We start from the raw sequence: 26,117 nt of genomic DNA on the forward strand, positions 1-26,117 counted from the left end.
CATCTCTCCTAATTTACTCTTTTTGGCTCTTCTATGACCTCAACATCGATGATCTCGCCATCATCTTTTTTAGCACTCTGCTCACTAAAATTTTGAAATTTAAACTCTTGATAACTCTCATTTTTCGCCACATTTTTCTTAAATATCAAAGAAAAAATGACTACGGCTATACCAAAAATATCTGTTAAAATTCCTGGCAAAAACAAAAGCATTCCACCAAAGCTAAGCCCTAGCTGGCTAAATAAATTTCCACCAAGAAAGCTCTTAAACGCTACTTGAGGCGAATTTAAACTAGAAAATCCAGCATTAAAAAGAAGTGCGATGCCTACAAATCCAGAGACTAGCACCTCGAGAAAATAGTTTAAAAAGCCAAATTTATCAACAAAAAGATAGATAAATATCGCTTCTATCAAAAAAAATAAAAATGCGAAAAATCTCATAAGCTTTCTTTTATCTTTTTAAAGGCTTTGTTTGCGTCGATCGTTTCTTTGCTTAAACCATCTCTTGTTATAAACTCAACCTTGCCATTTGCAAATTCTTTACCCACAAGCAGCGCGTAAGGAAAGCCGATAAGTTCAAAATCATTCATTTTAACGCCAAATCTCTCGTTTCTATCATCAATGATGACACTAACGCCAGCTTTTTTAAGACTCTCATAGAGTTCAAATGCAAATTTCACGCCCGCTTCATCTTTTAAATTTGAGATAATGATCTCCACATCAAACGGCGCGCACTCTTTTTTCCAGATACAGCCCTTCTCGTCGTGGCTAGCCTCTATCATTACAGCGATTAGCCTGCTAATACCGATACCATAGCAGCCCATCAAAAATGGCTTTGCTTTGCCGTTTTCATCAAGATATGTCGCGTTCATCGCAGCTGAGTATTTATCGCCTAGCTGAAAGATATGGCCGACCTCGATACCCTTGCTAAGTTTTAAATTTCCGCCGCAAACTGGGCAGTCATCACCCTCTTTTACCTTTACAAGGTCTTTAAATCTCTCTTCGTTAAATCCGCTAACGCTAACGCCAACAAAGTGATAGTCCTTTTCGTTGGCACCGCATATCATGTTATTTGCGCCCCTTAGCTCATTATCTATGAAAAATTTCACATCTTTTAGCCCAACTGGTCCGCAAAATCCAGCAGATAGTCCAGATTTAGCCACGTCAGTCTCGCTAGCATCAACAAGTTCAAGCGCCTTGCAAGCGTTTTGCGCCTTTGTCTCTTGAAGCTCATCATCGCCCCTTACAAAAAAGACCACAACCTCTTCTTTGTCTTCATAAATAGCTTTTTTAATAACAGCTTTTATGCAGTAAAACTCGCTAACTTTAAAAAACTCAGCCACACCTTTTATAGTCTTTGTATCTGGTGTTTTAAATTTAGCCGCGTCAGCCTCTGGCGCTTCAGTATCGGTTGTTCTAGCCTTTCTTCTAGCAGCCTCTATATTTGCAGCGTATTTGCAAGCCTCACAGCAAAGGATGTCATCTTCTCCGTTACTTGCAAGCACCATAAATTCTTTACTGCCACTACCGCCGATAGCTCCACTATCAGCCTCAACAGCTCTAAAATTTAGCCCCAAACGAGTGAAAATTTTACTATAAGTTGCCTCCATAAGGTCAAACTCACGCTTTAGATCCTCTTTGCTTGAGTGAAAGCTATAAGCATCTTTCATTGTAAATTCTCGTCCTCTTAGCAAGCCAAAGCGTGGTCTTGCTTCGTCACGAAATTTAGTATTTATCTGGTATAAATTTAGCGGCAACTGCTTATAGCTAGTCACCTTGCCACGTACCAAAGCAACGGCTGCCTCTTCGTTTGTAGGGCTTATAACAAAATCATTTTCTTTTCTATCTTTAAAGCGCAAAAGCTCCTTGCCAAAGACGTTGTAGCGGCCACTTTGCTTCCAAAGCTCGCCTGAAGTGACCACGCTAAAGCTCACCTCCAGCGCGCCAGCCTCGTTCATCTCCTCTTTTACCACGCGTGAAATTTTATCGTGCATGATCTTTCCAAGCGGCAGATAGTTATAAAGCCCAGAGCCGATCTGCTCGACAAAGCCACCTCTTATCAAAAACTGATGGCTTGGTAAAGATGCATCTTTTGGCGCTTCTTTGGTCGTTGGGGCGTAAAATTTACTAAATTTCATCTATATCTCCTGCTTGAAAATTTTGTTCATCTTTTATGTCAAATAAAAATTTAACTCCGTTTGAAAGCTCGCTCGCTCTCTCCTCGTCTGCAAGCCCTTTTAGCTTCATCGTTGGCTGGTGCAAAAAGGCTTTAAAGACCTGATGGATGAGCTTTTGCGCCTCATCGTAATCGCTATGTTTTAAATAGCCCTTTTTCATCGCCTTTTCTAGCTCATTTTTAGCGCAAATTTCAGCCTGTTTGCGGATAGATTTTATAAGAGGCACGCTCATATCTTCTTTTAAAGTCTTTAAAAACTCGCTCGTATCTTGACCGACGATCGAGTAAGCCTTTTGCGCCTGCTCCTCTCTTAGGGCTAAATTTTTACGCACGATCTCCTCTAAGCTATCGACAGTATAGACGCTGATAAGCTCTGTGTTTAAAAGATCGATATCTCTTGGCACGGCGATATCAAAAAAGTATCTGTGAAATTCTCTTGGCTCGATGATCTCGCCTGTGATGATGGCGTGTGGGGCTGCGGTGCTTGAAAATATTAGGTCGTAATTATTTACATACTCTTTTAATTTTAAAATGCTATCCCAGCTAGCGTTGTCACCAAGGCTATCAACTAGCTGCTCAACACGCTCGGAGCTTCTGTTTATAATGATCACCTCTGCGCCACTTGAGATTAGGTGTTTTGCTGCTAGCTCGCCCATTTCGCCAGCTCCTACGACGATAGCGGTTTTGCCTTCAAGCGTGCCAAAAATTTCTTTTGCTTTTGCCACAGCCACACTTGAAACAGAGATCGGATTTTTAGAAATTTGAGTTTCATTTCTAACTTTAGCAGCACATTTGCATGCATAATGGATGATTTTACTGATTTGTTCGCCGCAAGCTGAGCTATCGTAAGCAAATTTAAAGGCATTTTTTAACTGACCAACGATCTGCGTTTCGCCGACGACTAGGCTATCAAGCGAGCTTGCCACGGCAAAGAGGTGGTGCACGGCTCCGCTATCTTCATAAATATCAGCCCTCTCATAAAGCTCATCTTCAAAAATACCTGAAAATACAGACATACACCTAAACGCATGCGTCGTTGCACTTTCTAGATCACTAACGCTTGCAATTATCTCAACTCGGTTGCATGTGTTTAAAACCATGCATTCGTTTATACTTTTGTTTGATCTTAGTAGTTTTAAAATTTGCTCTTTTTTCTCATCGCTATCAAATGCAAGCTTTTCTCTAACTGAAATATCAGTATTTTTATACGTAAAACTTATATCTAAATAGTGCATTAAAATTCCCTATCTATCATGCTTTTTATGATCCCTTCAAGCTCGGCATTTTTATACTCTTTTATCGCTTCTATCGCTTCAGCTCCAAGCCTTTTTGCTTCATTTACTGCTTTTTGAAGCGAATTTGTCTTAATAAATTCCTCTTTTAGCCATGAAATTTCGCCCGCATTTAGCTTCTTTGACCAAAGCGAACTAAGCTTTGCCTTGCCAGCTTCGTCTAAGCTCTTATAAAGATAAATGTAAGGAAGTGTCGTTTTGCCCTCAACAAAGTCATTAAGCGCTGGTTTGCCAAGCGTTTTTTCATCTTGAGTGATGTCTAAGATGTCATCAACGATCTGAAACGCAAGACCTAAATTTTTGCCATAAATTCCAAATTTCTCACTATCTTTGCCAGCTAGCTTTGCTCCGCAAATAGCCGTGGCTTCTATCAAAACAGCTGTTTTATAATAGATCATTTTTAAATATTCTTGCTCGTTTTCATTAAAATTTTCAGCCATTTTCACATCCATCATCTCGCCGATGCTTAGCTTGCTGACCGCGTCTGAGATGATAACTGCGATGCTTGGATCAAATTTTGTAAGCTCAAAATAAGCCTTTGAGTAGAGGATGTCGCCTAGCATGACTGAGTTTTTACTGCCAAAAAGTGCGTTTATACTTGGCTTGCCTCGTCTTATGTTTGCCTCGTCTATGACGTCGTCGTGAAGCAAGCTTGCAAGGTGAATAAGCTCGATGATAGCGCAAAGCCTAAGTGAAATTTCACTCTCGCCTGCGATCTTTAAAAGAAGTTTTGAGCGCAGCTTCTTGCCTGAGCTTATCTTTACAAACATCTCACAGGTATCTTCATAGCCAAGCTCGCTTATAAATTTATTCATTATTTCATCGATTTTATCCATACTTTTCCTTTTATTTAGCTTCGTCAGGATCTCTAAAACCCACGTCTACACGCTTACTCTCATCTAGCAACGCCACCCTAAAATGCGCCTTTTTGTCCCTAAAATCAATAAATGATATATAAAGGCTCACGCTCTCGTTTGGTGGCATCGTAAAATCAGGCAAAACTCGCTGCATATAGGTGTTTTGTCCTTGTCTTAGCGAAAAAACCATCTGCCTTGGATAGCGCCTAAAAAAGCTTTGCACAGTTATATTTGTGCTATCAAATAGCGTCCAGCGAAAGTCAAATGTCTCGACCCTTTGAGTTCGCTTTTCAGTTATAAAGACCCTAGCCCACTCATCTTTTTTAAGCTCAAACGTATGCACCGAACTTGGGTCAAAATTTGGCTCTTTTGCAAAAACAAGAGCAGCAAGCAAAGCAATGAGCGCGAAAATCTTACTCATTTTGGCTTAAAATTTCTCCGCTAAGCTCGATATATAGGTCATTTACTCCGTTATAAATTTTATCTTGCTTTGAGACTATAAAATTTCTGATCTCATCTTCGCTAACGCCATGCTTTTCGCAAAGCTCACTCATAGCCACAAATTTTTCAAAAATTTTATCTATCTCGTTTTTAACCAAAACGGCATTTGCGTTAAATAAAATGTCATAAAATTTATCTCTCGCACTGCCCTCAAATATATCTATCATCGCTGTTTCTTTGAAAATTTCTTAAGATTATAGCCAATTAAAACTAAGTTAAAAATTTAATATTATCTCCCACGCCTCGCTAACATTTTTAGCGTTATATGTGGCAGTTTTGCTCTCCTCGCCAAATCCCCAGCAAACTTGCAAGAAAGGCATATTTGCATTTTTTGCCGCTAGCTCGTCTTTTAGGCTATCTCCGACAAATATCGCCTTACTGGCTCCTGTTTTACTAACAGCTAGGTGAAGCATCGCAGGATCAGGCTTTTGTGGTATCTCCTTGCTAGCGCCTATGACCTCGTCAAATAACTCATAAATTTCATTTTTCTTTAAAATTTTCTCTAGCGTATCATGCGGTGCGTTGCTTGCCAAAACGACCTTATAGTGAGCATCTTTGCACTTTTGCAAAAGCTCTTTTACACCCTCATAGGTAGTCGCACACTCATCGTAAAATTTCTTAAATTTCTCTTCAAAGCCCTCTTTTAAGCTCCTGCTTGGCGTGTCGATGCCGTAAAACTCAAGGGCTAAATTTCTGCCTGGCTCGTTGATCGCTTTTATGATAAATTCCTTATCAAGTGGCGGTAAATTTAGCTCATCTCTTACTTCATTTACCGTTTTATATATCGCCTCGCCGCTATCGATCACCGTGCCGTCCATATCGAAAATAACTACTTTCAATCCTCATCCTTAAATTTATTTTTATGTTTTTCTTTTTTATATGTCTTTTGATTTTTTAGCTTATCAAGTAGGTTTGCCGCCTTTAAAAGTTCCTCTTTTGGGGCATTTTTGATAAGCAAATTTATAAAATTTTCTAGTGCCTTTGAGTATGGCTGATCAAGATAGACAGCCTCGACTTTTTCGATGACTTTCGTGTTTTTCTCCACTCTTTGGCGAAATTCAGCCTCGTCAAAATCATCTCTTTTTAGACCATTTATCGCTGATTTTGCAAATTTTTCTAGCGCACGAAGATATTTTACACGCTTAAATTTGTCCGTAACTTGGTTCAAATTTTTCCTTTTTTTGGCAAATTATATCAAAATTTGATTTTATCCCCTAAATTTTGGCTTTGCTAATGTATAATTTACGCCAAAATTACTTAAACAAGGAGCAAAAATGAGGCAAGAAACCGCTGCGATCCACGTAGGCTACGATACACATGAAGGCTTTGGCACGATGGCTGTGCCTATTTTTCAAAGCACAGCTTACGACTTTGGAAGCGCCGAGGTTGCGGCTGCTAGGTTCGATCTAAAAGATGGCGGCCACATCTACACAAGACTTGGCAATCCAACGACAGATATCTTTGAAAAAAGGGTCGCCGCACTTGAGGGCGGAGCCGCTGCGATAGCGACTGCAAGCGGTCAGTCAGCTTTGTTTTACAGCATCATAAATTTAGCCCAAGCAGGCGATAATATCATCATCGCCAAAAAAATTTATGGTGGCACGACAGTACTTTTTACGCATACGCTAAAAAGATTTGGCATAGAGGCTAGAGTCTTTGACAGCGACACTGCTGATGATCTGGAGAGTTTGATAGACGAAAAAACTAGGGCTATATTTTTTGAAACGCTCTCAAATCCGCAAATTTCTATCCCAAATATCGAAAAAATCGTAGAAATTTCAAACAAATATGGCATCATCAGCATCACTGATAACACCGTACCAACGCCTATCATCTTTCAGCCACTTCGCCACGGTGTCGATGTTTGCGTGCATAGTGCGAGCAAATATATGAGCGGTCAGGGTCTTAGCCTAGCAGGTGTTGTTGTAAGCGCAAATCACCTAAACGAAAAGCTAAAAGGCAACAAGAGATATGAGCACTTTAACGTCCCAGACGCGAGCTATCACGACATCGTCTATGCTGATATGACGGATCGCTTTGATATCTATACGTTAAGAATGAGGCTAGCCATCGTGCGCGACATCGGCGCTGTAATCTCTCCGTTTAACTCTTGGCAGCTTATACAAGGGCTTGAAACGCTTGCTGTTAGAGTTGAGAGGCACTCACAAAATGCCCTAAAAGTGGCTAAATTTCTAAACTCTCACAAACATATAAAAAGCGTGGCATACCCAGGACTTGCCGACAACGTAGATCACGCAAAGGCGCAAAAATACTTTAAAGATGGCATGGCAAATGGACTATTTTGCTTTGAGACTGATAGCTTCGAGCGCGCAAAAAAGATGCTAGAGCGCGTAAAACTCTTTAAGATCGTGGTAAATATCGGCGATACAAAGTCGCTCATCACACACCCAGCCTCAACGACTCACCAGCAGCTAAGCAGTGAAGAGCTTATAAAAGTTGGCATCACAAAAGAGCTAATAAGAGTTAGCATAGGGCTTGAAAACGCCGAGGATCTGATAGCTGATCTGGCTCAAGCTTTAGAATAAAGAAATTTCTAGCTCATCTTGGGCTAGAAATTTAACTTACGTTATAGACAGCATGCAATTATGCTAATACACTGTATGTGTTTATGTCAGAAAAATTTTAAAAATTTATGAGCGAGCATATCACGGCTCTAAATTTAGTGCTAAACAAAGTATAGCCTAAATTTAGCAGTCTGCTAAGGTGAGTGAGTAAAGTTTTAAAATTTACAAAGAGAAATAAAATATGGCAATTTTTATCAAAATTTTAATAAGTCAAATACTTAATCGTATCTTGATAAAGCACTTGATTTTCGCATTGTATCAGTAGCAGGTCATTTTCTTCAAAGATTGTTGAACCAGTTGGCTTTTGATACTCGTTTTTACGCTTTATTAGGATTATTAAAAACTCAGTTGGAAGCTCAAGCTGAGCCAAATCTTTGCCAATTAGTTTTGAGCCATAGTGAATGGTGTGCTGACGAAGTGTGTAGCTTAAGATCGGCGAGTTTTCTACCAGTTTAGTATCCTCTTGCTCACTCTCTTTAACCTTAAATTTATCAGCTGCAAAGCCAAGCGACATGCCCTGTATCAAAATCGAAATCAAAACCATAAAAAATATAATGTTAAAAATCATATCCGCATCACGTACGCCATCGACATAAACATAGGTAGCTAGTACAACTGGCACGACGCCTCTTAGCCCAACCCAGGAGATAAAAATTTGCTCATTTATCTTAAATTTTGAAAATGCAAGCGATGCAAAAACACCAAGTGGTCTTGCAAAAAACATAAGCCACAATGCCAAAATAAGTGCCATTAGTGCCGTTGCTGGAAGCTGTGAAGGATTTACCAAAAGACCAAGTGTTAAAAAGACCACTATCTGCATCGTCCAAGCGATACCGTCGTGAAAGCCGATCAAATTTTTCTTATGCGAAAACTCTTTTTTATTTATAAAAATTCCCGCTATATAAACAGCCAAATAGCCGTTTCCACCGATCTTGAAGCAAACCGTGTATAAAAGCAGTATCCAGGCGATAGAAAAAACTGGATAAAGCCCCCAGTTCTTTAGGTGAAGTCTGTTGAAAATAGCTGGTAGCGCCACACCAAAAAGATAGCCCATGCCTATGCCGATACCAAACTGCTTAAGTAGCGTAATCGCCCACTCAGTCGCTGTTGGCGTGCTGTTTAGCGAGATCATCTGAATGATCGTCATAGTTAAAAATATCGCCATTGGATCGTTTGAGCCAGATTCTAGCTCAAGAAGCGGTGCAATTCTATTTTTAAGTAAAATTTTCTTGGCTCTTAGTATGGCAAACACAGCTGCTGCATCTGTCGAAGATATGATAGAGCCTAGTAAAAATGCCTCCGCCCAGGTAAAATCAAGAAGATATTTTGCTACTGGAGCGATAGCTAGTGCGGTTAAAAAAACACCAAGCGTAGCAAGAGTCAAACCTCTACCAAAAATCGGCTTAATCGCTGCAAAATCAGTATCTAGCCCACCGGCATAAAGTATAAATATGAGTGCTAGCATGCCGACATTTTGAGCAATCATTTGATCATCAAAATTTACACCCAGCAAGCCGTCTGAGCCAGCCAGCATGCCAACACCTAAAAATATTATTAAAGATGGAATTCCAAATTTATCAGAGATCTTACTTAAAAGAATGCTAGTTATAAGCAAAACTGCAAAAAATAGTAGTAAATTCTCCAAACAAACTCCACAAAATTATATTAAATCATGCTTTCAAAAGCTTCAAATTTTTCTTGATTTGAAAGCATTTCAAGCAATACGCCATAATTGTCTTTTATCTCATCTTGAAGCTTAGTAGTAAGCTCTTTAGCGTTTCTTCCGTCTTTTGGATAGCTTACTATCAAATCAATTGGCTCAGCGTTTAAAAACTCTTGAATACCCGATAATAGCTCGCTAGCTCCTCTTTCATTTGTTCCATGAAGCACGACCACATAATGCTCGTTCTCTCTTACAACGACGTCAGTTTGTCTTAAAAATTTCTCAAAGAGTTCACTATACTCTTTAGTGCTTGGCAAAGAAAAATATATCAAAGATAAATTTTTTGCATAATCTTTTACATTTTTATAACGATTTATAAAAGCTATTTCAATATCTATTATTGATAAGATATCATCTGGTGAGAAAATTTTTGCTGCCATTTTTAGTCCTCTTTTGTTTATTATGTTTTATTTAAGTCACTATTATATCTTGTAAATTTTCAAAAACAAAGACATTCATTCCGTTTTTATATTCGTATCTGAATTTGAGTCCATGAGCATCAAGTATATTGCTAACTATATATAAACCTAGTCCAAAACTCTTTTGTGTATCCTCTCCTTTGATAAATGGCTGGATATAAAAATCAAGATCATTTTTTAGCTTCTCGCCTTGAGTTATAAATTTCATATGATCCTTGCTAACAACGATATTTACGTGCTTATCAGTTGAATATTTTATGCCATTATCTATCATATTTTTTATAGCGACTGAAAATAGCTTGAAATCAACAAGCACCCTAACCTCATCAAGCTCACTGACACCAACACACTCTTTTTCTACCATGGCTATATCGATGGCCTCATCGATGAGATCCCTCATAAAACATGGCGTTTTATTGCTAAGTCCTATTTTTGATGTTATTTGTTCGATCGCCGCAAGTTCGTTTATCAAATTTTCAAGCTTATGAAAGACAGAGATCAGCCTCTCTTGATTTTTGCTTTTTTCTATCATTTGAGCAGCTATTAGGCCTTTTGTGATAGGAGTTTTTAGCTCATGCATGATATTTCTTAAAAAAAGATGCCTTGAGTCATTAAGCGCCTTGATCTGACAAACTGCCTCATAAAATGCCTCTGAAACTTCAGAAATTTCATCCTTGCCGTTGCCAACATTTTGTACGCCGTCAAGCTCACCATTTGCAAATTTTACGATCTGACGCTTTAGCTTTCTAAGTGGTTTTATCTTATATATGACAAAAATGTAAGCACCTAGCAAAATGACCGCAACCACCAGAAAAACTGCCTTTATCACCTCGTATCTATAAGGCTGAAATTCTTTATCCATTAAAAGCTTTAGCTCGTCTAAATGCTCAATCCTTAAGTAGTGATGCTTGTCATAAAGCAAGATCGCACTTGAGCCTAGATCGCTTGAAATTTCTTCTAAAACGGTAGCTTGTTTTAAAATTTCATCCTTTTTCTTCTCGTCTTTGATCTCTGGCATATCGATGTTTGAAAGCTGGCGGTCGTACTGAGCTTTATTTATGATGCCACCCATATAAAATAAATTTGTCCTAGCAACGTTTGAGTATTTGTTGTTTAGCTCTCTTGTATAGTTTTGCTTATCAAAGCCCATGAGCCACAAAAAAGCTAGAAATATCGAAACAAGTGCGAGTCCGAAGATAAAGGTTATGGTTATAAAAATAGACGATCTTGGCATCAAAGAACCAATTTATAGCCGATACCGCGGATCGCGTGGATGTATTTTGGCTCTTTTGGATTTTCATTTAATTTTTGGCGAATCCTGCCGATGATGACATCTATACTTTTGTTTGAGCTATCTTCGTTTATGCTCTCGCAATTGTAGATGAGTTCCTCTCTAGTAACCGCTCCTCCCTCTTTTAAAAGTAGATATTTTAAGATATCGTATTCTGCGGCAGTTAAATTTAGTACGTTTCCTTTAAATAAAATTTCATGTTCAAATTCTTTTAAAACTAGGTCTTTATTTAAATTTCTCGCCTCACTTGCTGGGGTGATACTCTGCCTTCTTAGATGACTTTTGATACGAGCCAAAAGCTCTTGTGGGTCATATGGCTTTGGCAAATAATCATCCGCTCCGTTATCAAGAGCATTTACCTTATCTGTTATATCATGCCTTGCACTTGATATGATAATAGGAATATTGTGATTTTTCCTGATCTCTTTACAAACTTCTAATCCATCCATACCAGGCAGTGTAAGATCTAGTATAACTAGGTCGAATTTACTTGTATTTAGCGTAGATAGTCCGATATATGGCTCTTCAGCAGTCACTACTTCAATATCGTAGTTTTCTAGATATTCAGTTAAAATTTCAGCAAGCTCCATATCATCTTCTATCATTAAAATTCTAGTCATGATCTTTCCTGTTGTAAATTTAATTTTTAAGGATTATAGCAGATTAAGGTTTTAAAAATTTAAAAGGGTTAAGAGCTGAAATTTCAGCTCTTAGATGATTATTTTATAACAAGGCCTTGTATGATACCACCGCGATTTATCCACACTAGCGTCTTTTTACCTTTTGTATTTTTAACCGTATTTGCAAATGTTTGAAGATCTTTTATGCTCTCCTCGCCAACTTGCACGATCACATCGCCTCTTTCAAAGCCAAAGTCTTCAGCTTTTGAGCCTGATTTTACATCAGTTACTAGCACGCCTTGAGTATCTGGGCTGATTTTGTATTTATATCTTATCTCATCACTTAGATTGCTAACGCTAAGTCCTTCGATGATAATGCTTTTTGCTATGTCTTTTGAATTGTGATCAGCGTTTGCAAGCTTGATTTTTGCATTCATTATTTTATTTGATCGCTCGTAAGTTATATCAACACTACTATTTGGAGTTAGTGAACCGATGAAATTTTTAAGATCATTTGCATTTTTTATGGCTTTATCGTTAGCTGATATGACCAAATCGCCTCTTTTTAGTCCAGCTTCATCTGCTGGCATGCCTTGCTCTACGCCACTTATTAAAGCACCCTCTTTATTTGTGTAAAGCTCTTTTTGCTCATCTGTTAAATTTGCAATCGTAACGCCGATAAAGCCACGCTCGATCTTACCGTCAGTTATCAGCTTTTTAGCGATATCTTTTACCATATTTGATGGGATAGCAAAACCAATGCCGTTGTTGCCACCACTTTTTGAAAGTATGGCTGAGTTTATTCCGACTAAATATCCCCTACTATCAACCAAAGCTCCACCTGAATTTCCTGGGTTTATCGAAGCATCTGTTTGGATGAAATTTTCATATTGATTAAGGCCGATATTGTCTTTATTTAGCCCTGAAATTATACCTTGAGTAATGCTTTCACCAACACCAAATGGATTGCCTATCGCAAATACGACATCTGCGTCAAGTAGTTTTGACGAGTCTGCAAAAGTTATCGCATTTAGTCCGTTTGCTTCTATCTTTACGACGGCTAGATCGGTTTTTGGATCACTTCCTATTAATTTGGCTTTAAATTCTTTGCCGCCATTTGCAAGAGTTACGACTATTTGGTCGCTATCTTCGATAACGTGGTTATTTGTAACGATATATCCATCATTTGAGATAATAACACCAGAGCCAAGCGAAGTAGTTTTTTCTTTTTCTTTTGGTTTTGCAAAGTTAAATCCAAAAAATTCATTGAAGAAAGGGTCGTTAAACATCTGCTCAATGCCAGCGTTATTTACCGTTTTTGTAGTTGAGATATTTACAACTGAAAGCTTTGCCTGAGCGATCGAGTCATAATAAGAAAGTACGCTATTTTTATCGCTAAGTGGTGAGACTCTCGTGATATTAGAGTTAGCTTCATTAAATTTAATATCAGCCCCCACTAAAAAAGAAGCTGCTACTAATGAAATTAGCACAATCTTTTTCATTTTTTTCCTTTAAACTAAAAATTTTTGCAAATTATAAATATAGTGAAAAAATAAAATCTTAACACTTTTTCTTGTTATTAAACAAAAATAAACTTGACTTGCATAGACTAAAGCTTTGTGATATAATCCGTATCAAAAAAATATAAGGAGAATATATGAGTGAAAGCTTATATGAGACTTTAGGGGTTTCAAAGGGTGCCTCAAGCGACGAGATAAAAAAAGCTTATAGAAAACTTGCCAGAAAATATCACCCAGACATCAACAAAGACCCTGGAGCAGAAGATAAATTTAAAGAGATAAATGCCGCTTATGAAATTTTAAGCGACGATAAAAAACGAGCTCAATACGACCAGTACGGCGATACTATGTTTGGTGGTCAAAATTTCCACGACTTTGCTAGTAGCTCAGCCGATATGGGTGATCTAAATGAAATTTTAAAGAATATCTTCTCAGGTGGATTTGGCGGTGGTGGAGCTAAATTTAGTAGCGGATTTGGTAGTAATTTTGGAGGCTTTGACGGATTTAGTAGTGGTGGATTTGGCTTTGGCGGAGCTGATCTAGACGTAAATGCAAAAATTTCTATACCATTTGACGTAGCTGTAACTGGTGGCGAACATAAGATAAATTTTAATGGCGAAAGCATTAAGATAAAAATTCCAAGTGGCATAGAAGGCGGCGAGAAGCTTCGCGTAAAAGGCAAAGGTAAAAGCGCTGGTGGTCAAAAAGGCGATCTTATACTTGCTATTAGCGTTGAGCCAAGCGACGAATATGAAAGAGTCGGGGACGATCTTTATAAAGATATAGAAATTCCACTAAAAACTATGCTTTTTGGCGGAAAAGTCGATGTGCATACTTACAAAAAAGATGTCACGATTAAGATCGCTGAAAACTCAAAAACAGGCACAAAGATCCGTTTAAAAGGATATGGCGTGCAAAATAGAAAGAGCGGAATTTATGGGGATCTTTACTTAAAGGCCAGGGTAAAACTTCCAAATATCAGTGAGCTTGATAAAGGCTTAGTAAAAGAGTTAAAAGAAAAATTACCGGAGTAAAAAATGCAAAATTATGAAGAACCACTTTTTTTAATAAGCGTTGTTGCAAAGGTTTTAAGCATACATCCACAAACTTTAAGACAGTATGAAAGAGAGGGGCTTATCGAGCCATCAAGAACAGATGGCAAAATGAGGCTCTACTCACAAAAAGACGTTGATCGCGTAAAAACTATACTAAATTTAACCCGAGAACTAGGTGTAAATTTAGCCGGCGTTGATGTGATACTTCAGTTGAAAGAAAAAATTGACGATTTAGAATCAACTATTGATGAGCTAAATAAAAAATTGCACGAAGCCACCAGCCAAACTAGCACAAAAAGATCGCTCGTAAAGAGAAAAAATAGCTTTGATCTAGTCTTTTATGAAGGTAAAAAATAATTTATGGAACAAATTTTAGAAGGTTTCTTGCTTGTTGCAGCGATCTCAGTCGCATTAAATGTCATTTTTAAAAAATTTCAGATACCAACCATCATCGGCTACATCGTAACAGGTACGCTTATATCAGAATTTTTCAACCTAAAAAGCAATGATGAAATTTCTCATATCGCGGAATTTGGTATCGCGTTTTTGATGTTTACCATTGGACTTGAGTTTAGCTTTAAACACTTAATGGGCATGAAAAAAGAGGTCTTTTTAAACGGCGGCTTACAGGTTTGTTTAAGTGGCTTTATAATGGGCGTTATGCTTTATTATGCCCTTCACTTAAAAGACGAAACGGCGCTTATTGCAGGTCTTGCGCTTGCACTCTCATCAACTGCGATCGTGCTAAAGACGCTAAACGATAGTGGCGATGTGAGCAAAATTTACGGCAGAAAAGCACTTGGAATTTTACTATTTCAAGATATTGCAGTCATCCCTATTTTGCTTATGATAGATATGTTTAGCTCACAAGATGCCTCGATAAATGAGCTTTTACTAAAGACATTTACAAGTGCGATTATTCTTATCGTTGTGCTGTTTTTGCTTGGTAAATATGTCATCAACTGGATATTTTATAAAGTTATTCAAACAAATTCGCAAGAGGTTTTTATAGCTACGATTTTATTTATGGTCGTTGGCTCTAGCACTTTGGCTCACTTCTTTGGCTTCTCATACTCTTTGGGTGCATTTTTGGCCGGTATGATGATGGCTGAGACACAGTATAAACACCAAATCGAAGTTGATCTCATACCTTTTAGAGATTTGCTCTTAGGGCTATTTTTTATAACCGTTGGCATGCAGATAAATTTTGCTGTCGTCATCTCAAATATCTGGCTTGTTCTTGGCCTAGTATTTAGTGTCATGGTGATAAAAGCGGTTGTTGTTTTTGCTATCTTAAACATCTACTTAAAGCGAAGAGTTGCTGCAAAAACTGCACTTAGTGTTTGTCAAATAGGCGAATTTGCACTAGCTGTTTTTGGACTAATGACTACTAGAAATTTACTTGATATACAAACTGCTCAAATTTTTATCGCAGCCTCAGTTGTATCGATGTTTGCTACGCCTTTTATACTTAAAAAACTAGACGCAATAGCAGACCTAATAGAACGTGAGATCGTTGTTGAACCAAATGAAACCCTAAAGCCACAAAAAATAAAAAATCACATCGTAGTTTTTGGCTATGAGAGACTTGGACAAGAAGTCGTTTTAAGACTAAAAGAGACAAAGCTTTTATATCTTGTGCTTGATAATGATATTAGTCTAGTTGAGCTTGGTAGGAGCCGCGGAGAAAATGTATTTTTAGGTAACGTTCTTCAAAGCCATACACTTGAAAATGCCTGCCTAAGCGATGCAGCCGCTGTTATTATAACCGTTAACAATGAGCAAAGAGTTGAGCTCATCGCGCAAAAGATAAAAGACTACGGCGTAAATACCCAAACTATAATAAAAATAAATGGCGAAGGCAATAAAGATATTTTTGGTGAGCTAGGTAAAAATTTTCACCTAATAAACGAAGAGCGTGTCATGGCAAAAACACTCGTACACGAGGCTCTTCAATGCAAAATCGATCATGATATAAGAGCGTAAAAGTATAAATTTATCCTAGAATTTTACGAGTTTATGCCAGTTTTAAAATAATCTTTTAAAAATAACTTTTACAAGCAATGAGTAAGCCTAAGTCTCTAGGCTCTACTCATTTCTTAAAGTTTGAAGCACATTTACTTCTGTGGCTTTTTTAGCTGGGTAATAAGACGAGATAGCCACGATAAAAATAGCCCCAACTATTATAAGCACAAAGTCAATCAAAGAAAGCTCTAGTGGAAGTTTACTTGAGCCATAAACGTCAGCTGGCAAGTCTATAATGTTGAAATTTCCAAGTAAAAATAGTCCTAAAAAGCCAAGTATCAAGCCAAATATAATGCCACCGCCCCCGATTACTAGCCCTTGATAGAAAAAGCTTCTTTTTATCTCATTTTTACTAGCACCAAGCGCAAGAAGCAAGGCAATTTCTTGCCTGCGGTTCATCACTGTCATTAGTAGCGAGCTTATGATATTTAATGACGCCACAAGGATAATTAGCATCAAAACGATAAAAAGTGCCCTTTTTTCAAGTGCGAGTGCTGAGAAAAAGTTGCCATTTTGCTCCCACCAGCCAATGGCTACCGTGCCAGCTGGAAGCTCTTCACGCACTCTTTTTATATCATCAAATGGCTTACTTGAAAAAATATGAATTCCATCATAAACGCCTTTTGGATAGTCTAAAATTTTCCTCAAAGCATCAACTGAAGTGTATGAAAATGCCTTGTCATAGGCGATTAGCCCAGATGTAAATGAAGCGCCGATATCAAATCGCTTCATCTTTGGCGTTAGCGAAAAGCCAGCTGGATCGGCCTTTGTAAAGATAAGTGTTAATTTCTCATCGCTTCTTAGTCTAAACTCACTCGTTATGCCACTTCCCACAAGTATCTCAAAGCCCTCTAGCTCTTTATCTTTTAAAGCTTCATTTACAACCGAGTTTATCTGTTTTTCATCTTTAAAATTTACGCCATAAACCAGTCCGCCCTCAAGCGCATTTGCCGAGCGATAAATGACCTGTGTGCTTATAAATGGACTAAATTTTAGGTCGCTAAATCTAGCCTTTAGCTCATCAACAAAGTCATCATCAATAGAGCCTTTAAAAGCACTTTGAACGGTTATAGGATAGTTCATCGTAAAAAGTTTGCGTTCAAATTCTTTGTCAAATCCATTCATAATCGCCATCGCAACGATTAAGACCATAAGTCCAATGCTAACACCAAGAAAGGCAAGCAAGGCACTTAGAGTGATAAATGGCTGAGTTTTATCAAATCTTAAATATTTAAAAAGTAGGTACTTTGGTAAGCTTGTCATCAAATAGCCTTTAAAAGATTAAGGCGCTTTTGGCGCCTTAAAAGTAGAAATTTTAAGCAAATATGCCTTTTTTAGGGCCACTTTTTCCGTGGCAATCTTTATATTTTTTACCACTTCCACAAGGACATGGAGCGTTTCTTGGTATCTTTTTTTCAGGCGTGAAATTTTCATTCTCGCCTTGGTTGTTATAGCTTAAATTTTCATTTTCAGCATTTTGGCTAGCTTCAAGCATCATTTTAGCTTGCTCTTCTTGCTCCTCACGGCTCTTAAATCTAACAACCTGAAGCGTCTTAACACTCTCACTTTTTAGCCTGCTAACTAGCTCCATAAAGAGGTTATAGCTCTCTTTTTTGTATTCAACAAGCGGATCTTTTTGATTATACCCTCTAAGGCCGATACCGGTTTTTAGGATATCCATTTGATAAAGGTGCTCTCTCCACGCATTATCAAGCACTTGAAGGTATAAAATTTTCTCTATCTCTTTTCTTTGATCTTCATTTAGCACGCTCATTTTTTCGTTATATCTTGCTTCAAAAATTTGCGCAAGCTTTTCTATTAGCTCATCATATTCTAGGCCTTTTAACTCGCTCTCGTCTATCTCTTCACCGCAGTCTGCAAGGATGATAGAGCATAAATTTTTAATATCAAAGTCATCTTTCAAGCCACCATGGAAAATTTCAGCCGTATCAAGTAAATTTGCAGCGTACTCTTTTCTGTTTTGAGCTATCTTTTCGCTCATATCATAGTTTTTATCAAGTAGTTCGTCACGGTATTTGTAGATAGTTTTTCTTTGCTCATTTGCCACATCATCATACTCAAGCAAGTGTTTTCTAGCCTCAAAGTGCAAGCTCTCAACTTTCTTTTGAGCGTTTTCAACAGCTCTTGTTACCATGCGACTCTCGATACTTTCGCCCTCGTCGATACCAAGCCTATCCATGATCGCCTTTATGCGGTCACTACCAAAAATTCTTAAAAGATTATCTTCAAGACTTAGATAAAATCTACTCATACCAGGATCGCCCTGACGTCCAGCACGGCCACGGAGCTGATTGTCTATCCTTCTACTCTCGTGCCTTTCAGTACCGATGATATATAGACCGCCTAAATTTCTAACCTCATCATCGATCCTGATATCAACACCACGTCCAGCCATGTTTGTAGCGATAGTTACAGCGCCTTTTACACCAGCTTGTGCGATGATCTCGGCCTCTTTTTCGTGGTTTTTAGCATTTAGCACAGAGTGTGGGATACCAACTTTTTTAAGCATCTCATGAAGTACCTCACTGCGCTCAATACTTGCAGTTCCCACAAGCACTGGCTGACCTTTTTCATGAGCTTTTTTAACCTCATCAATAACTGCTTTAAATTTCTCATTTTGGGTTTTATAGATAAGATCGTTTTGATCTATCCTTTTAACTGGTAAATTTGTAGGGATCGAGATAACTTCGAGGTTATAAATTTGAGAAAACTCTGTAGCCTCAGTTTGAGCTGTACCAGTCATACCCGCAAGCTTTTTATACATCCTAAAGTAGTTTTGATATGTTGTATCGGCTAAAGTTTGGCTCTCTTCTTGGATTTTTACGCCCTCTTTTGCCTCAAGTGCCTGGTGAAGCCCCTCACTAAAGCGTCTGCCTTCGCTTAGACGTCCAGTAAATTCATCAACAATGACTACCTCGCCATCTTTTACGACGTAATGAACGTCTTTTTCAAAGAGATTGTGAGCCTTTAGAGCTTGATCTAGGTGGTGACTTAACACGGCGTTTTCAAGGTTATATAAATTTTCAACTCCAAATAGCTTTTCAGCCTTGCTTATTCCAGCCTCTGTGATCATGATCGTTCTATTTTTTTCATCTACTATAAAGTCTCCCGTTGGCTTTGAGCCTGGCACGTTTGGATCGGCTGGAGTGCCTCTAGTAAGCTGTTTTGCGACCTGGTCAGCTCTTATATAGCCATCAAGCGTGCGGTTTGTTGGACCTGAGATTATAAGCGGTGTTCTAGCCTCATCTATCAAGATACTATCGACCTCGTCTACAATAACGAAGTTATGGCCTCTTTGCACCTTTTGACCAGCTTCAAATTTCATATTGTCACGTAAATAATCAAAGCCAAATTCTGAGTTGGTGCCGTATGTTATGTCGGCATTATAAGCAGCTTGCCTTACATTATCATCGTATCCGCCGCTTAGTATTACATCAACGCTTAAGCCCAAAAAGTTATAAAGCTCGCCCATTTGCGTCGCGTCACGCTTTGCTAGGTAGTCATTTACTGTTACTACGTGCACACCTTTGCCGGTCATCGCGTTTAATATAACTGGCAAAGTCGCAACCAAGGTCTTACCCTCGCCCGTTTTCATCTCAGCGATCCTGCCCTCGTTTAGCACCATACCGCCAATTAGCTGTACGTCAAAATGGCGCATCCTAAGCACCCTTTTACTAGCCTCTCTAACGATCGCAAAAACATCATTTAAAATTTCATCTAAAGTGACTTTTTCTTCTACTACTTGGGATTTAAGCTCGTTAAATTTTATCTTAAGCTCATCGTCGCTCATCTTTTCATAAGCTGGTTCTAGCGCGTTTATCTGTGCAACGCGTCTTATATACTTTTTGACTTCTCTATCGTTTTTGGTGCCAAAAATCTTTCTAAATACCGATGAAATCATTACTTTACCTTCCTAAATTTTTAAACTTTGGATCTTAGCATAGTTTAACTATTTATTTAATTAAACTGGGCTAGAATACGCCAAAAAAGGATAAAAAATGAGAAAATTTTTAGTTGCATCTCTCGTTGCAGTTTGCTCATTTGGTGCTGGCTTAAATTTCAAAAGCCTTCAAAGTGACTTTACGCAAACTGTATTTAGCGAAGGCAAAAGCATAAATTACAAGGGTAGATTTTACGCAAAAAACGACAATACTGCACTTTGGATATATGAAAGTCCAACGCCAAAGAGAATTTATTTTAACAAAGAACGTGTGATCGTGATTGAGGACGAGCTTGAGCAAGCTATCATTTCAAAGCTTGATGATACGCCAAATTTGACGCAAGTTTTGGCTCATGCGGAGCAAATTCAACCAACACTTTACAAAGCGATATATGACGGAGTTGAATACTTTATAACTATTAAAAACACGCTCCCAACGACGATTGACTATAAAGATAAACTTTCAAATAAAATAAAAATAACTCTAAGCAACCCAGTAAAAGACGCGCTCATACCACAAGAGACGCTAACTCCAGTTATCCCACAAGGTTACGACATTGTAAATCAATAAATTTGGCTAGCTTTAGCCAAATTTACTTACTTCTCTCCAAAATCTTTTCCAAATTCCTGCACATTATTTAGATCAATAGGCTTTTGAACTACGTCATTTGGATCTGGCGAGATGATGATCTCATTGCCCTTTTTCTTCTTTTCTGGTTTTGTTACAATCTCTTCATTAACACTTGGATCGGAGCATAAATTTTGGCTTTTTATTGCTTTTATGATCTCGCTTAGCTCAAGATTATTTATCACTTTTATATTTAAGATAAGCACATCATCAATATCAAGAGAGTGTTTTTTGGCTGCGTATTTTATGAAAAGCTCTTTAAATTTCTCTTTTCCCATTGAGGTTAAAATATCTTCCACGTAAAAGCTGCCAACTATTATGTTTAAAGCATCAAGCACATACGCTTCATTTTCTTCAACATCACGTCCGACGACTTCAAGGTTCATATTTATCTTTTTTGTTAAATTTTGTCCAGCTTTTGAGTAGATATCTGTTTGAAAATCTCTTACTTTTAGCACGTCTGCAAATGCAAAAATACAAAAAGCAAGGCTTAAAAATAGCTTTTTCATGAATTCTCCTTAATATGCAAAAATACGTTTTCTTGGTAAAATTTCTTAACTTCGTCGTCAATTTTAACCACTTTTCTTAAATGCTGCCTAAAATCACTTTTTTTATCATAAAAAAGTTTTAAATTTTTAGGACTTACTGCACGAGAAAGTGCGACGTAGAGTTGTCCTTTGGCAAAAATGTGGTTGATATTGCAAATGAGCGAGTTTATGCTCATTCCTTGGGACTTGTGGATAGTTAGAGCGTAAGCGAGTTTAAATGGAAACTGATATAGCGATGCCTGCACATTTTCTTCGATCTCGTCTTCGTTTAAATTTAACGAACTAAATATATAAGCAGCTTTTTCTATCTCACAAATTTCGCCGCTATCTTTTTTCACGATCACGCTTGAGATAATGCCATTTTCTTTTAAAATTTGCATGATCTTGCCTTGCTCGCCGTTATAGTACTCACCCCATTTATTTGAAGTAAAGATGATCTTTGCGCCTATCTTCATCTCCAAATCCCTTGATATATTTAGCGTATTTGCCCATTTTTCAAACTCTTTTTTATCTAAATTTTCATCCAAAATGCTCACATCTGAGTTTGAAATTTCAAGTGGTGTACTAAGCTCTGAAAGCCTTTTTTGATTTAGCATTTCAGCCTCGGCGTTTCTGCCAAAAAGCACGCTAGTATCATCATCTGGCTCTATCTTGGTCACTCTTAAACTCTCTATATAGCTCATTATTTCATCATCTAGCTCGCCTACTCTAAGACGAGAGAGAATCTCATAAAATTTAAGATCGCTTGTGCGCTTTGAGACCAGTAGCTCAACATTTGTAAATTTCATATCCTCCCACGCACTGGAGTTAAAAGCGTATAAAAAGTTAAAAAGTTTGCTCTCATTTTGCTCCCTTTTCACTGGTGGAAGCTGATAAAAATCACCCACTATAAGCACCCTACCTTTAAATTTGGAAGTAAGCAGTCGGTATCTTATCATCTCCATTAAATCTGAGCTCACCATTGAAATTTCATCAATTACAAGCAGATCACATGCATCTAGCATATTTCTTAGCTTGCTTAGTTTGTCTTTTTGATGATAGTCAAAGCGCCTTAGCTCCTCATAGTCCTTGCAGTAGCCAAATTTAAAAAAGCTATGCAAGCTAACTCCTCCAAGGCTAACGGCACTTATGCCAGTTGAGCCAAGGATTATGACGTTTTTAAAATTTTCTTTGTAGTGTCTGATGATGGAGGCCGTTAGATAGCTCTTGCCAACACCGCCGCCGCCTGTTAAAAAGACGTTTGAGCGAGATAAAATTTCTAAAATTTGATCTTTCATCTACTCAAACATCTCTGGGCGATACTCAAAGTGCATCGTATCAAAGTGCTTCCAGCGTCCGCCCCAGATAAATTTATGTTTTTCAAAAACACGCACTATCTTTTCAGGGATGAGGTTTTGATAGCCATTGCTCCACTGCCAGTAGTGGCTCTTTTTTACATTTATATCGATCGCGATGCCGTAGCTGTGCGCACTCAAGCGGTTTGTACCAGCAATAACTCGCCACTTAAATGTCCCACCTGGATCTTTTAAATACTCAAGCAAACTCATATCATGTTTTACCATCTCATTTAGCTCGTTGCTAACCTCTTGCAAAGCGGCTGCAGCTCCATTTTTAGAGTTAAATTTCAAAGGCAAATTTAAAAAGTCCTTTAGCCAGATGACATTTATTAAATTTGCTTTTACCGCGCTCTCGCTTGAGCCATAAATTTTGCCTAAAAATTCATAATTTCTACATCTGCCAGCATCACTTAGTGCAGTGCTAAGCGGCGAAAATGCAGCATAATCAATCGAATTCATATCCTCTATATCAGCACCAATACTACACTCATCATCTTTTTGTTTAAAGTCATCATAGACAAATATTGTTCCATCACCAAATTTGACCAAATTATCCTCAACCTTAACATCATAAGCCCTTTGTAAAGCTGAAATTTTTCTAGCTTTATCGCTTATTACATTTTCGGGCTTTATCACATTTATAGAATCGACCTTTGAAATGAGCAAATTTGAGTTTTGTATGTCGCTTCTGTTTTGTCCGATGTTTAACGTAGTTACTGCCGTAGCACCGATTAATGCCCTGCCGTTGTTTTCAGTCTTTAGCCCCCAAGCATCATGCACCACATATATATCATCGCCCTTGTATCCGGCATAAAGCATGATATGCCCTGGCAGATGCACAAGCGTAAGATATGGCACACCTTTTTCTTTTATCTCTTTTGTCTTAGCAGCGTTACTAAGTCCTTTTAGATCAAATTTTTGTCCCATATTTGCTTGAGCCCTTGAGTTTCTAGGTAGCCACACACCAAAGCTAGCTAGCAGATCTTTTGTAAAAAGCGAGCAATCTCTTAGCTTATCGACCCCACCCCAACCATAAGGCTGAGTAAGAAGAGAGCTAATAAGTGTTTTTAGATTTGAGTCATTAAATTTAAGAGGAAAAAGAGCGCCAAGAGACTTTGGTAACACAAATTCTCTCAAGAGATTTCTTACATAAATTTTACCGTAGTAGTTTTTACTATCCTGCGCCAAAACAGGCAGTATCGCTCCAACTCTTGAGTAAAACAAGAAATTTCCGGCCTTGTCATAAACTGGCATTTTATCCGTTTTTATAGTCACAAAACTTGACTTTTGATAGGCATTTACCTCATCGTCGCTTATAAATTTTATATCCTCGACCTTTACCCAGCCCCAAACCGCATCATCGCTAACAAACGCCCATGCCCTGTCTTTAGAAAGATGTGAGACAAAAAGTGGATGAGCGATGCTTAGGGTTGATTCTTGTAGATAATCAAACGGATAGCCCTCACCCGGAGTTTGCGGATTTAAAAATATCGGCTCATCGGTTGGAAAATTTCTTAAAGCTGTGTTTGCCGAAGTTAGAGCATAAGCAGAGATACTTGAAAGAGCTGAAAAATTTGCATTGTCCTTTTGTGCGTCAAACCAGCTTTGAGGTATCTGTCTAAAATTTGAACCAAAATACTTTCTCTTTTCGCTTGGCTTATATATATTAAACGCCCAAAAGACATCGTTTGGATTAAATTTTACGCCCCTTAATGTAAAAACCTTAAACCTTCTTTTTAAAATTTCTTCTTGGTCAAAGCTTACACTTTGCATATTTTGCGGTAGCGACGAGGCATCCTGCTTCATTTCAAAATCAAGCAAATTAATGCGTTCATTTGGCTTATATACATTTTCATCCGGTAAAGAATTTTGCACACTTGGCTTTGGCTGGGTCTGTGAACATCCCAAAAACAAAGCAACACTAAATGCTAAAAATATACCTTTTTTCAAATTTTTTCCTTATCCTTAAAAATAGCTTCTACAATCAAAACAAAAATATAAAACATCTTTTCATCGTTGTTTTTACAAATTTGCTTCATAGTCTCATTCTCGCTTTTTACTTTTATGCCATTTGATTTTAAAATTTCTACAATATCAGAGCCAAATTTCTTTGAAAGCTCACCCACTTTTACATCATTGAGAGCATTTACAAAACCTTACCACGACACACTTAAAAATCATCTCAAAATAACGTTTTGTCTTTTAGTTTATCAAACATCAAGCCCTACTATCTCATCTTCGCTGTAAACTAAAATTTCATTTTCTTTTAGCAGTTTTGCTGTGATGCCATCGCCTAAAATAAGCCTCTTACTAAAACTTCCGTCATAAATTTGTCCACTTCCACAACTTGGACTTTTTGATTTTAAAATAGCCTTTTTGCAACCATTTAGCTTGGCTATCTTTAGGCAAATTTCTGCTCCACTTTTAAAATTTTTACTCACATCTTTACCTGAAAATTTACAAACAACCACACCATTTTTCATCTCAGCCGGTTCCCTCGGCGTGCTAAGTCCACCATAAACTTCAGGACAAACAAAAAGCAAATGAAATTTCTTTGAAATTTCATCTAAAACATCTTTATTTAAAAGATTATTTTCGCCGTTAAATTTACAATTTATGCCGACCAGGCAAGCACTTATTAAGATTTTTTCTCTCAAAGCCCGACTTCTTTTAAAAGTTCACCAGCATAAATTTCACGAAGTTTGCTTGAAATTTCTCCTACTTTTGCACCATTTATCGCCTTGCCATCAGCATAAACGACTGGTAAGAGTATGAGCGTAGCAGCCGAGATAAAGACTTCATCAGCATTATAAACTTCATCCATACTAAATTTTCGCTCCTCTATCTTAAGGCCAATATCTTTAGCGATCTTTAAAAGTCTCATACGGCGAATTCCTGGCAAAATTTCATTTGAAAGCGGTTTTGTGATTAAAGTTTTATCCTTGATGATAAAAGCGCTCGAGCTACAGCCCTCTGTGACAAAGTCATTTTCCACCATAAAGCCCTCGTCTGCGCCTTTTTTGTGAGCTTCATTTTTAGCATAGCACTGAGCTAGAAGCGAGATAGATTTGATGTCGCGCCTTTTCCACCTGATATCCTCGACACTTACGACTTTTATGCCAGTTTTTGCAGCAGGATTGTTTAAAATTTCACTCTCGTAGCAAAAGATAAAGACGCTTGGTGTTAAATTTTCCATAAAATAGAAATTTCTAAACGCCACGCCTCTTGTTACTTGCATGTAAATTCCGCCTTCTTTTAAAGCGTTTTTGGAGATTATCTCGTTTAAGATCGCCTCAAATTTTTCCTTTTCGTAGGGCAAGCTTATATCTATCTCGTTTAAGCTTCTTTCAAATCTCGCCCAAAATCCATCTTTATCAACCATTTTTGAATTTATCACAGGCACAACCTCATAAATTCCATCACCAAATATAAATCCTCTATCAAAAGCACTAACTTTTGCCTCGTCTTTTTGCAAAAATTCTCCATTTAAAAAGACGGTTTGTAAAGCTTGATCTGCCATTTTAGCTCCTTAAATTTTGGGCAAATTGTATCTAATTTTGTTTGAATTTATAGATTCTTA

The 26,117-nt window shown here is 37.8% G+C and carries 25 protein-coding genes and 2 pseudogenes; 5 read left to right on the forward strand and 22 right to left on the reverse strand.

Annotated features, from left to right (window positions below; genetic code table 11):
* Positions 1-8: 8 nt before the first annotated feature.
* Genes CVS92_RS00435 through CVS92_RS00470 form a run of 8 tightly spaced genes read right to left on the reverse strand, consistent with a single transcriptional unit; the run spans position 9 to position 5,993 of the window.
* Positions 9-440 carry an FxsA family protein gene (locus CVS92_RS00435; protein ID WP_107788120.1) on the reverse strand — a complete coding sequence of 144 codons (432 nt, stop codon included), beginning with the start codon at positions 438-440 and terminating at the stop codon, positions 9-11.
* Positions 437-2,137 carry a proline--tRNA ligase gene (locus CVS92_RS00440; protein ID WP_107788121.1) on the reverse strand — a complete coding sequence of 567 codons (1,701 nt, stop codon included), beginning with the start codon at positions 2,135-2,137 and terminating at the stop codon, positions 437-439. Before CVS92_RS00440 ends, CVS92_RS00435 begins: the two co-directional genes overlap by 4 nt.
* Positions 2,127-3,410 (reverse strand): glutamyl-tRNA reductase, encoded by a 1,284-nt coding sequence (gene hemA / locus CVS92_RS00445; RefSeq protein WP_107788122.1) that lies wholly within the window; start codon positions 3,408-3,410, stop codon positions 2,127-2,129. The genes CVS92_RS00440 and hemA overlap by 11 nt, the downstream gene beginning before the upstream one ends.
* Positions 3,410-4,303: a polyprenyl synthetase family protein gene (locus CVS92_RS00450; protein ID WP_107788123.1), complete on the reverse strand. Its 894-nt coding sequence runs from the start codon at positions 4,301-4,303 to the stop codon at positions 3,410-3,412. Before CVS92_RS00450 ends, hemA begins: the two co-directional genes overlap by 1 nt.
* 10 nt (positions 4,304-4,313) lie before the next feature.
* Positions 4,314-4,745, reverse strand: a complete 432-nt coding sequence (locus tag CVS92_RS00455) for a hypothetical protein (protein ID WP_103560273.1) — start codon at positions 4,743-4,745, stop codon at positions 4,314-4,316.
* Positions 4,738-4,992 carry a DUF2018 family protein gene (locus CVS92_RS00460; RefSeq protein WP_107788124.1) on the reverse strand — a complete coding sequence of 85 codons (255 nt, stop codon included), beginning with the start codon at positions 4,990-4,992 and terminating at the stop codon, positions 4,738-4,740. The genes CVS92_RS00455 and CVS92_RS00460 overlap by 8 nt, the downstream gene beginning before the upstream one ends.
* 48 nt (positions 4,993-5,040) lie before the next feature.
* Complete coding sequence (locus CVS92_RS00465) at positions 5,041-5,664, reverse strand: HAD family hydrolase (RefSeq protein WP_107788125.1); 624 nt, start codon at positions 5,662-5,664, stop codon at positions 5,041-5,043.
* Positions 5,661-5,993: a hypothetical protein gene (locus CVS92_RS00470; protein ID WP_107788126.1), complete on the reverse strand. Its 333-nt coding sequence runs from the start codon at positions 5,991-5,993 to the stop codon at positions 5,661-5,663. The genes CVS92_RS00465 and CVS92_RS00470 overlap by 4 nt, the downstream gene beginning before the upstream one ends.
* A gap of 106 nt (positions 5,994-6,099) precedes the next feature.
* Here CVS92_RS00470 and CVS92_RS00475 point away from each other — a divergent pair, with 106 nt between their 5' ends.
* On the forward strand, positions 6,100-7,371 hold the full coding sequence (locus CVS92_RS00475) for an O-acetylhomoserine aminocarboxypropyltransferase/cysteine synthase family protein (RefSeq protein ID WP_107788127.1): 1,272 nt from the start codon (positions 6,100-6,102) through the stop codon (positions 7,369-7,371).
* Positions 7,372-7,612: 241 nt separating this feature from the next.
* On the opposite strand, the gene CVS92_RS00480 is transcribed toward CVS92_RS00475, so the two are convergent.
* The 5 genes from CVS92_RS00480 to CVS92_RS00500 form a co-directional block, all read right to left on the reverse strand.
* Positions 7,613-9,055, reverse strand: a complete 1,443-nt coding sequence (locus tag CVS92_RS00480) for a potassium/proton antiporter (protein ID WP_107788128.1) — start codon at positions 9,053-9,055, stop codon at positions 7,613-7,615.
* A gap of 20 nt (positions 9,056-9,075) precedes the next feature.
* Positions 9,076-9,513 (reverse strand): pyridoxal-5'-phosphate-dependent protein, encoded by a 438-nt coding sequence (locus CVS92_RS00485; protein ID WP_107788129.1) that lies wholly within the window; start codon positions 9,511-9,513, stop codon positions 9,076-9,078.
* A 31-nt stretch (positions 9,514-9,544) separates the two neighbouring features.
* The gene (locus CVS92_RS00490) at positions 9,545-10,786 is read right to left on the reverse strand and encodes an ArsS family sensor histidine kinase (protein WP_107788130.1); all 1,242 of its coding nucleotides are present in this window, start codon (positions 10,784-10,786) and stop codon (positions 9,545-9,547) included.
* Positions 10,786-11,463, reverse strand: coding sequence for a response regulator transcription factor (locus CVS92_RS00495; RefSeq protein ID WP_021090796.1), 678 nt, complete (start codon positions 11,461-11,463; stop codon positions 10,786-10,788). The genes CVS92_RS00490 and CVS92_RS00495 overlap by 1 nt, the downstream gene beginning before the upstream one ends.
* A 98-nt stretch (positions 11,464-11,561) precedes the next feature.
* Complete coding sequence (locus tag CVS92_RS00500) at positions 11,562-12,965, reverse strand: Do family serine endopeptidase (protein WP_107770477.1); 1,404 nt, start codon at positions 12,963-12,965, stop codon at positions 11,562-11,564.
* A gap of 155 nt (positions 12,966-13,120) precedes the next feature.
* On the opposite strand from CVS92_RS00500, the gene CVS92_RS00505 reads away from it, so the two are divergent.
* Genes CVS92_RS00505 through CVS92_RS00515 form a run of 3 tightly spaced genes read left to right on the forward strand, consistent with a single transcriptional unit; the run spans position 13,121 to position 16,024 of the window.
* Positions 13,121-14,017: a DnaJ C-terminal domain-containing protein gene (locus CVS92_RS00505; RefSeq protein WP_107788131.1), complete on the forward strand. Its 897-nt coding sequence runs from the start codon at positions 13,121-13,123 to the stop codon at positions 14,015-14,017.
* 3 nt (positions 14,018-14,020) lie between these two features.
* Positions 14,021-14,395: a heat shock protein transcriptional repressor HspR gene (locus tag CVS92_RS00510; RefSeq protein ID WP_072594938.1), complete on the forward strand. Its 375-nt coding sequence runs from the start codon at positions 14,021-14,023 to the stop codon at positions 14,393-14,395.
* Between the two features lie 3 nt (positions 14,396-14,398).
* Positions 14,399-16,024, forward strand: coding sequence for a cation:proton antiporter (locus CVS92_RS00515; protein WP_021090872.1), 1,626 nt, complete (start codon positions 14,399-14,401; stop codon positions 16,022-16,024).
* 102 nt (positions 16,025-16,126) lie between these two features.
* Here the strand turns inward: CVS92_RS00515 and CVS92_RS00520 are convergent, their stop codons facing one another.
* The 3 genes and pseudogenes from CVS92_RS00520 to secA form a co-directional block, all read right to left on the reverse strand.
* Positions 16,127-17,326, reverse strand: coding sequence for an ABC transporter permease (locus CVS92_RS00520; RefSeq protein WP_107788132.1), 1,200 nt, complete (start codon positions 17,324-17,326; stop codon positions 16,127-16,129).
* 52 nt (positions 17,327-17,378) lie between these two features.
* A pseudogene (locus tag CVS92_RS09265) lies at positions 17,379-17,480 on the reverse strand (SEC-C metal-binding domain-containing protein); the annotation flags it as partial.
* A gap of 108 nt (positions 17,481-17,588) precedes the next feature.
* Positions 17,589-19,985 (reverse strand): annotated as a pseudogene (secA, locus tag CVS92_RS00525) (preprotein translocase subunit SecA); the annotation flags it as partial.
* Positions 19,986-20,082: 97 nt separating this feature from the next.
* Here secA and lolA point away from each other — a divergent pair.
* Positions 20,083-20,595 carry a LolA-like outer membrane lipoprotein chaperone gene (gene lolA, locus CVS92_RS00530; RefSeq protein WP_084041469.1) on the forward strand — a complete coding sequence of 171 codons (513 nt, stop codon included), beginning with the start codon at positions 20,083-20,085 and terminating at the stop codon, positions 20,593-20,595.
* A 26-nt stretch (positions 20,596-20,621) separates the two neighbouring features.
* Here the strand turns inward: lolA and CVS92_RS00535 are convergent, their stop codons facing one another.
* The 6 genes from CVS92_RS00535 to CVS92_RS00560 form a co-directional block, all read right to left on the reverse strand.
* Positions 20,622-21,161, reverse strand: a complete 540-nt coding sequence (locus CVS92_RS00535; protein WP_087584339.1) for a hypothetical protein — start codon at positions 21,159-21,161, stop codon at positions 20,622-20,624.
* Positions 21,158-22,477: an ATP-dependent DNA helicase gene (locus tag CVS92_RS00540; protein ID WP_107788134.1), complete on the reverse strand. Its 1,320-nt coding sequence runs from the start codon at positions 22,475-22,477 to the stop codon at positions 21,158-21,160. Before CVS92_RS00540 ends, CVS92_RS00535 begins: the two co-directional genes overlap by 4 nt.
* Complete coding sequence (locus CVS92_RS00545; RefSeq protein ID WP_107788135.1) at positions 22,478-24,487, reverse strand: SH3 domain-containing protein; 2,010 nt, start codon at positions 24,485-24,487, stop codon at positions 22,478-22,480.
* Positions 24,484-24,663, reverse strand: coding sequence for a hypothetical protein (locus CVS92_RS00550; RefSeq protein ID WP_234398671.1), 180 nt, complete (start codon positions 24,661-24,663; stop codon positions 24,484-24,486). The genes CVS92_RS00545 and CVS92_RS00550 overlap by 4 nt, the downstream gene beginning before the upstream one ends.
* A gap of 84 nt (positions 24,664-24,747) precedes the next feature.
* Positions 24,748-25,194: a DUF523 domain-containing protein gene (locus CVS92_RS00555; protein ID WP_107788136.1), complete on the reverse strand. Its 447-nt coding sequence runs from the start codon at positions 25,192-25,194 to the stop codon at positions 24,748-24,750.
* Complete coding sequence (locus tag CVS92_RS00560) at positions 25,191-26,057, reverse strand: D-amino acid aminotransferase (protein WP_107788137.1); 867 nt, start codon at positions 26,055-26,057, stop codon at positions 25,191-25,193. Before CVS92_RS00560 ends, CVS92_RS00555 begins: the two co-directional genes overlap by 4 nt.
* Positions 26,058-26,117 lie beyond the last annotated feature (60 nt).

Origin of the sequence: Campylobacter concisus, assembly GCF_003048555.1 — a bacterium.
In the GTDB taxonomy this organism is placed as follows: Bacteria; Campylobacterota; Campylobacteria; order Campylobacterales; family Campylobacteraceae; genus Campylobacter_A; species Campylobacter_A concisus_AO.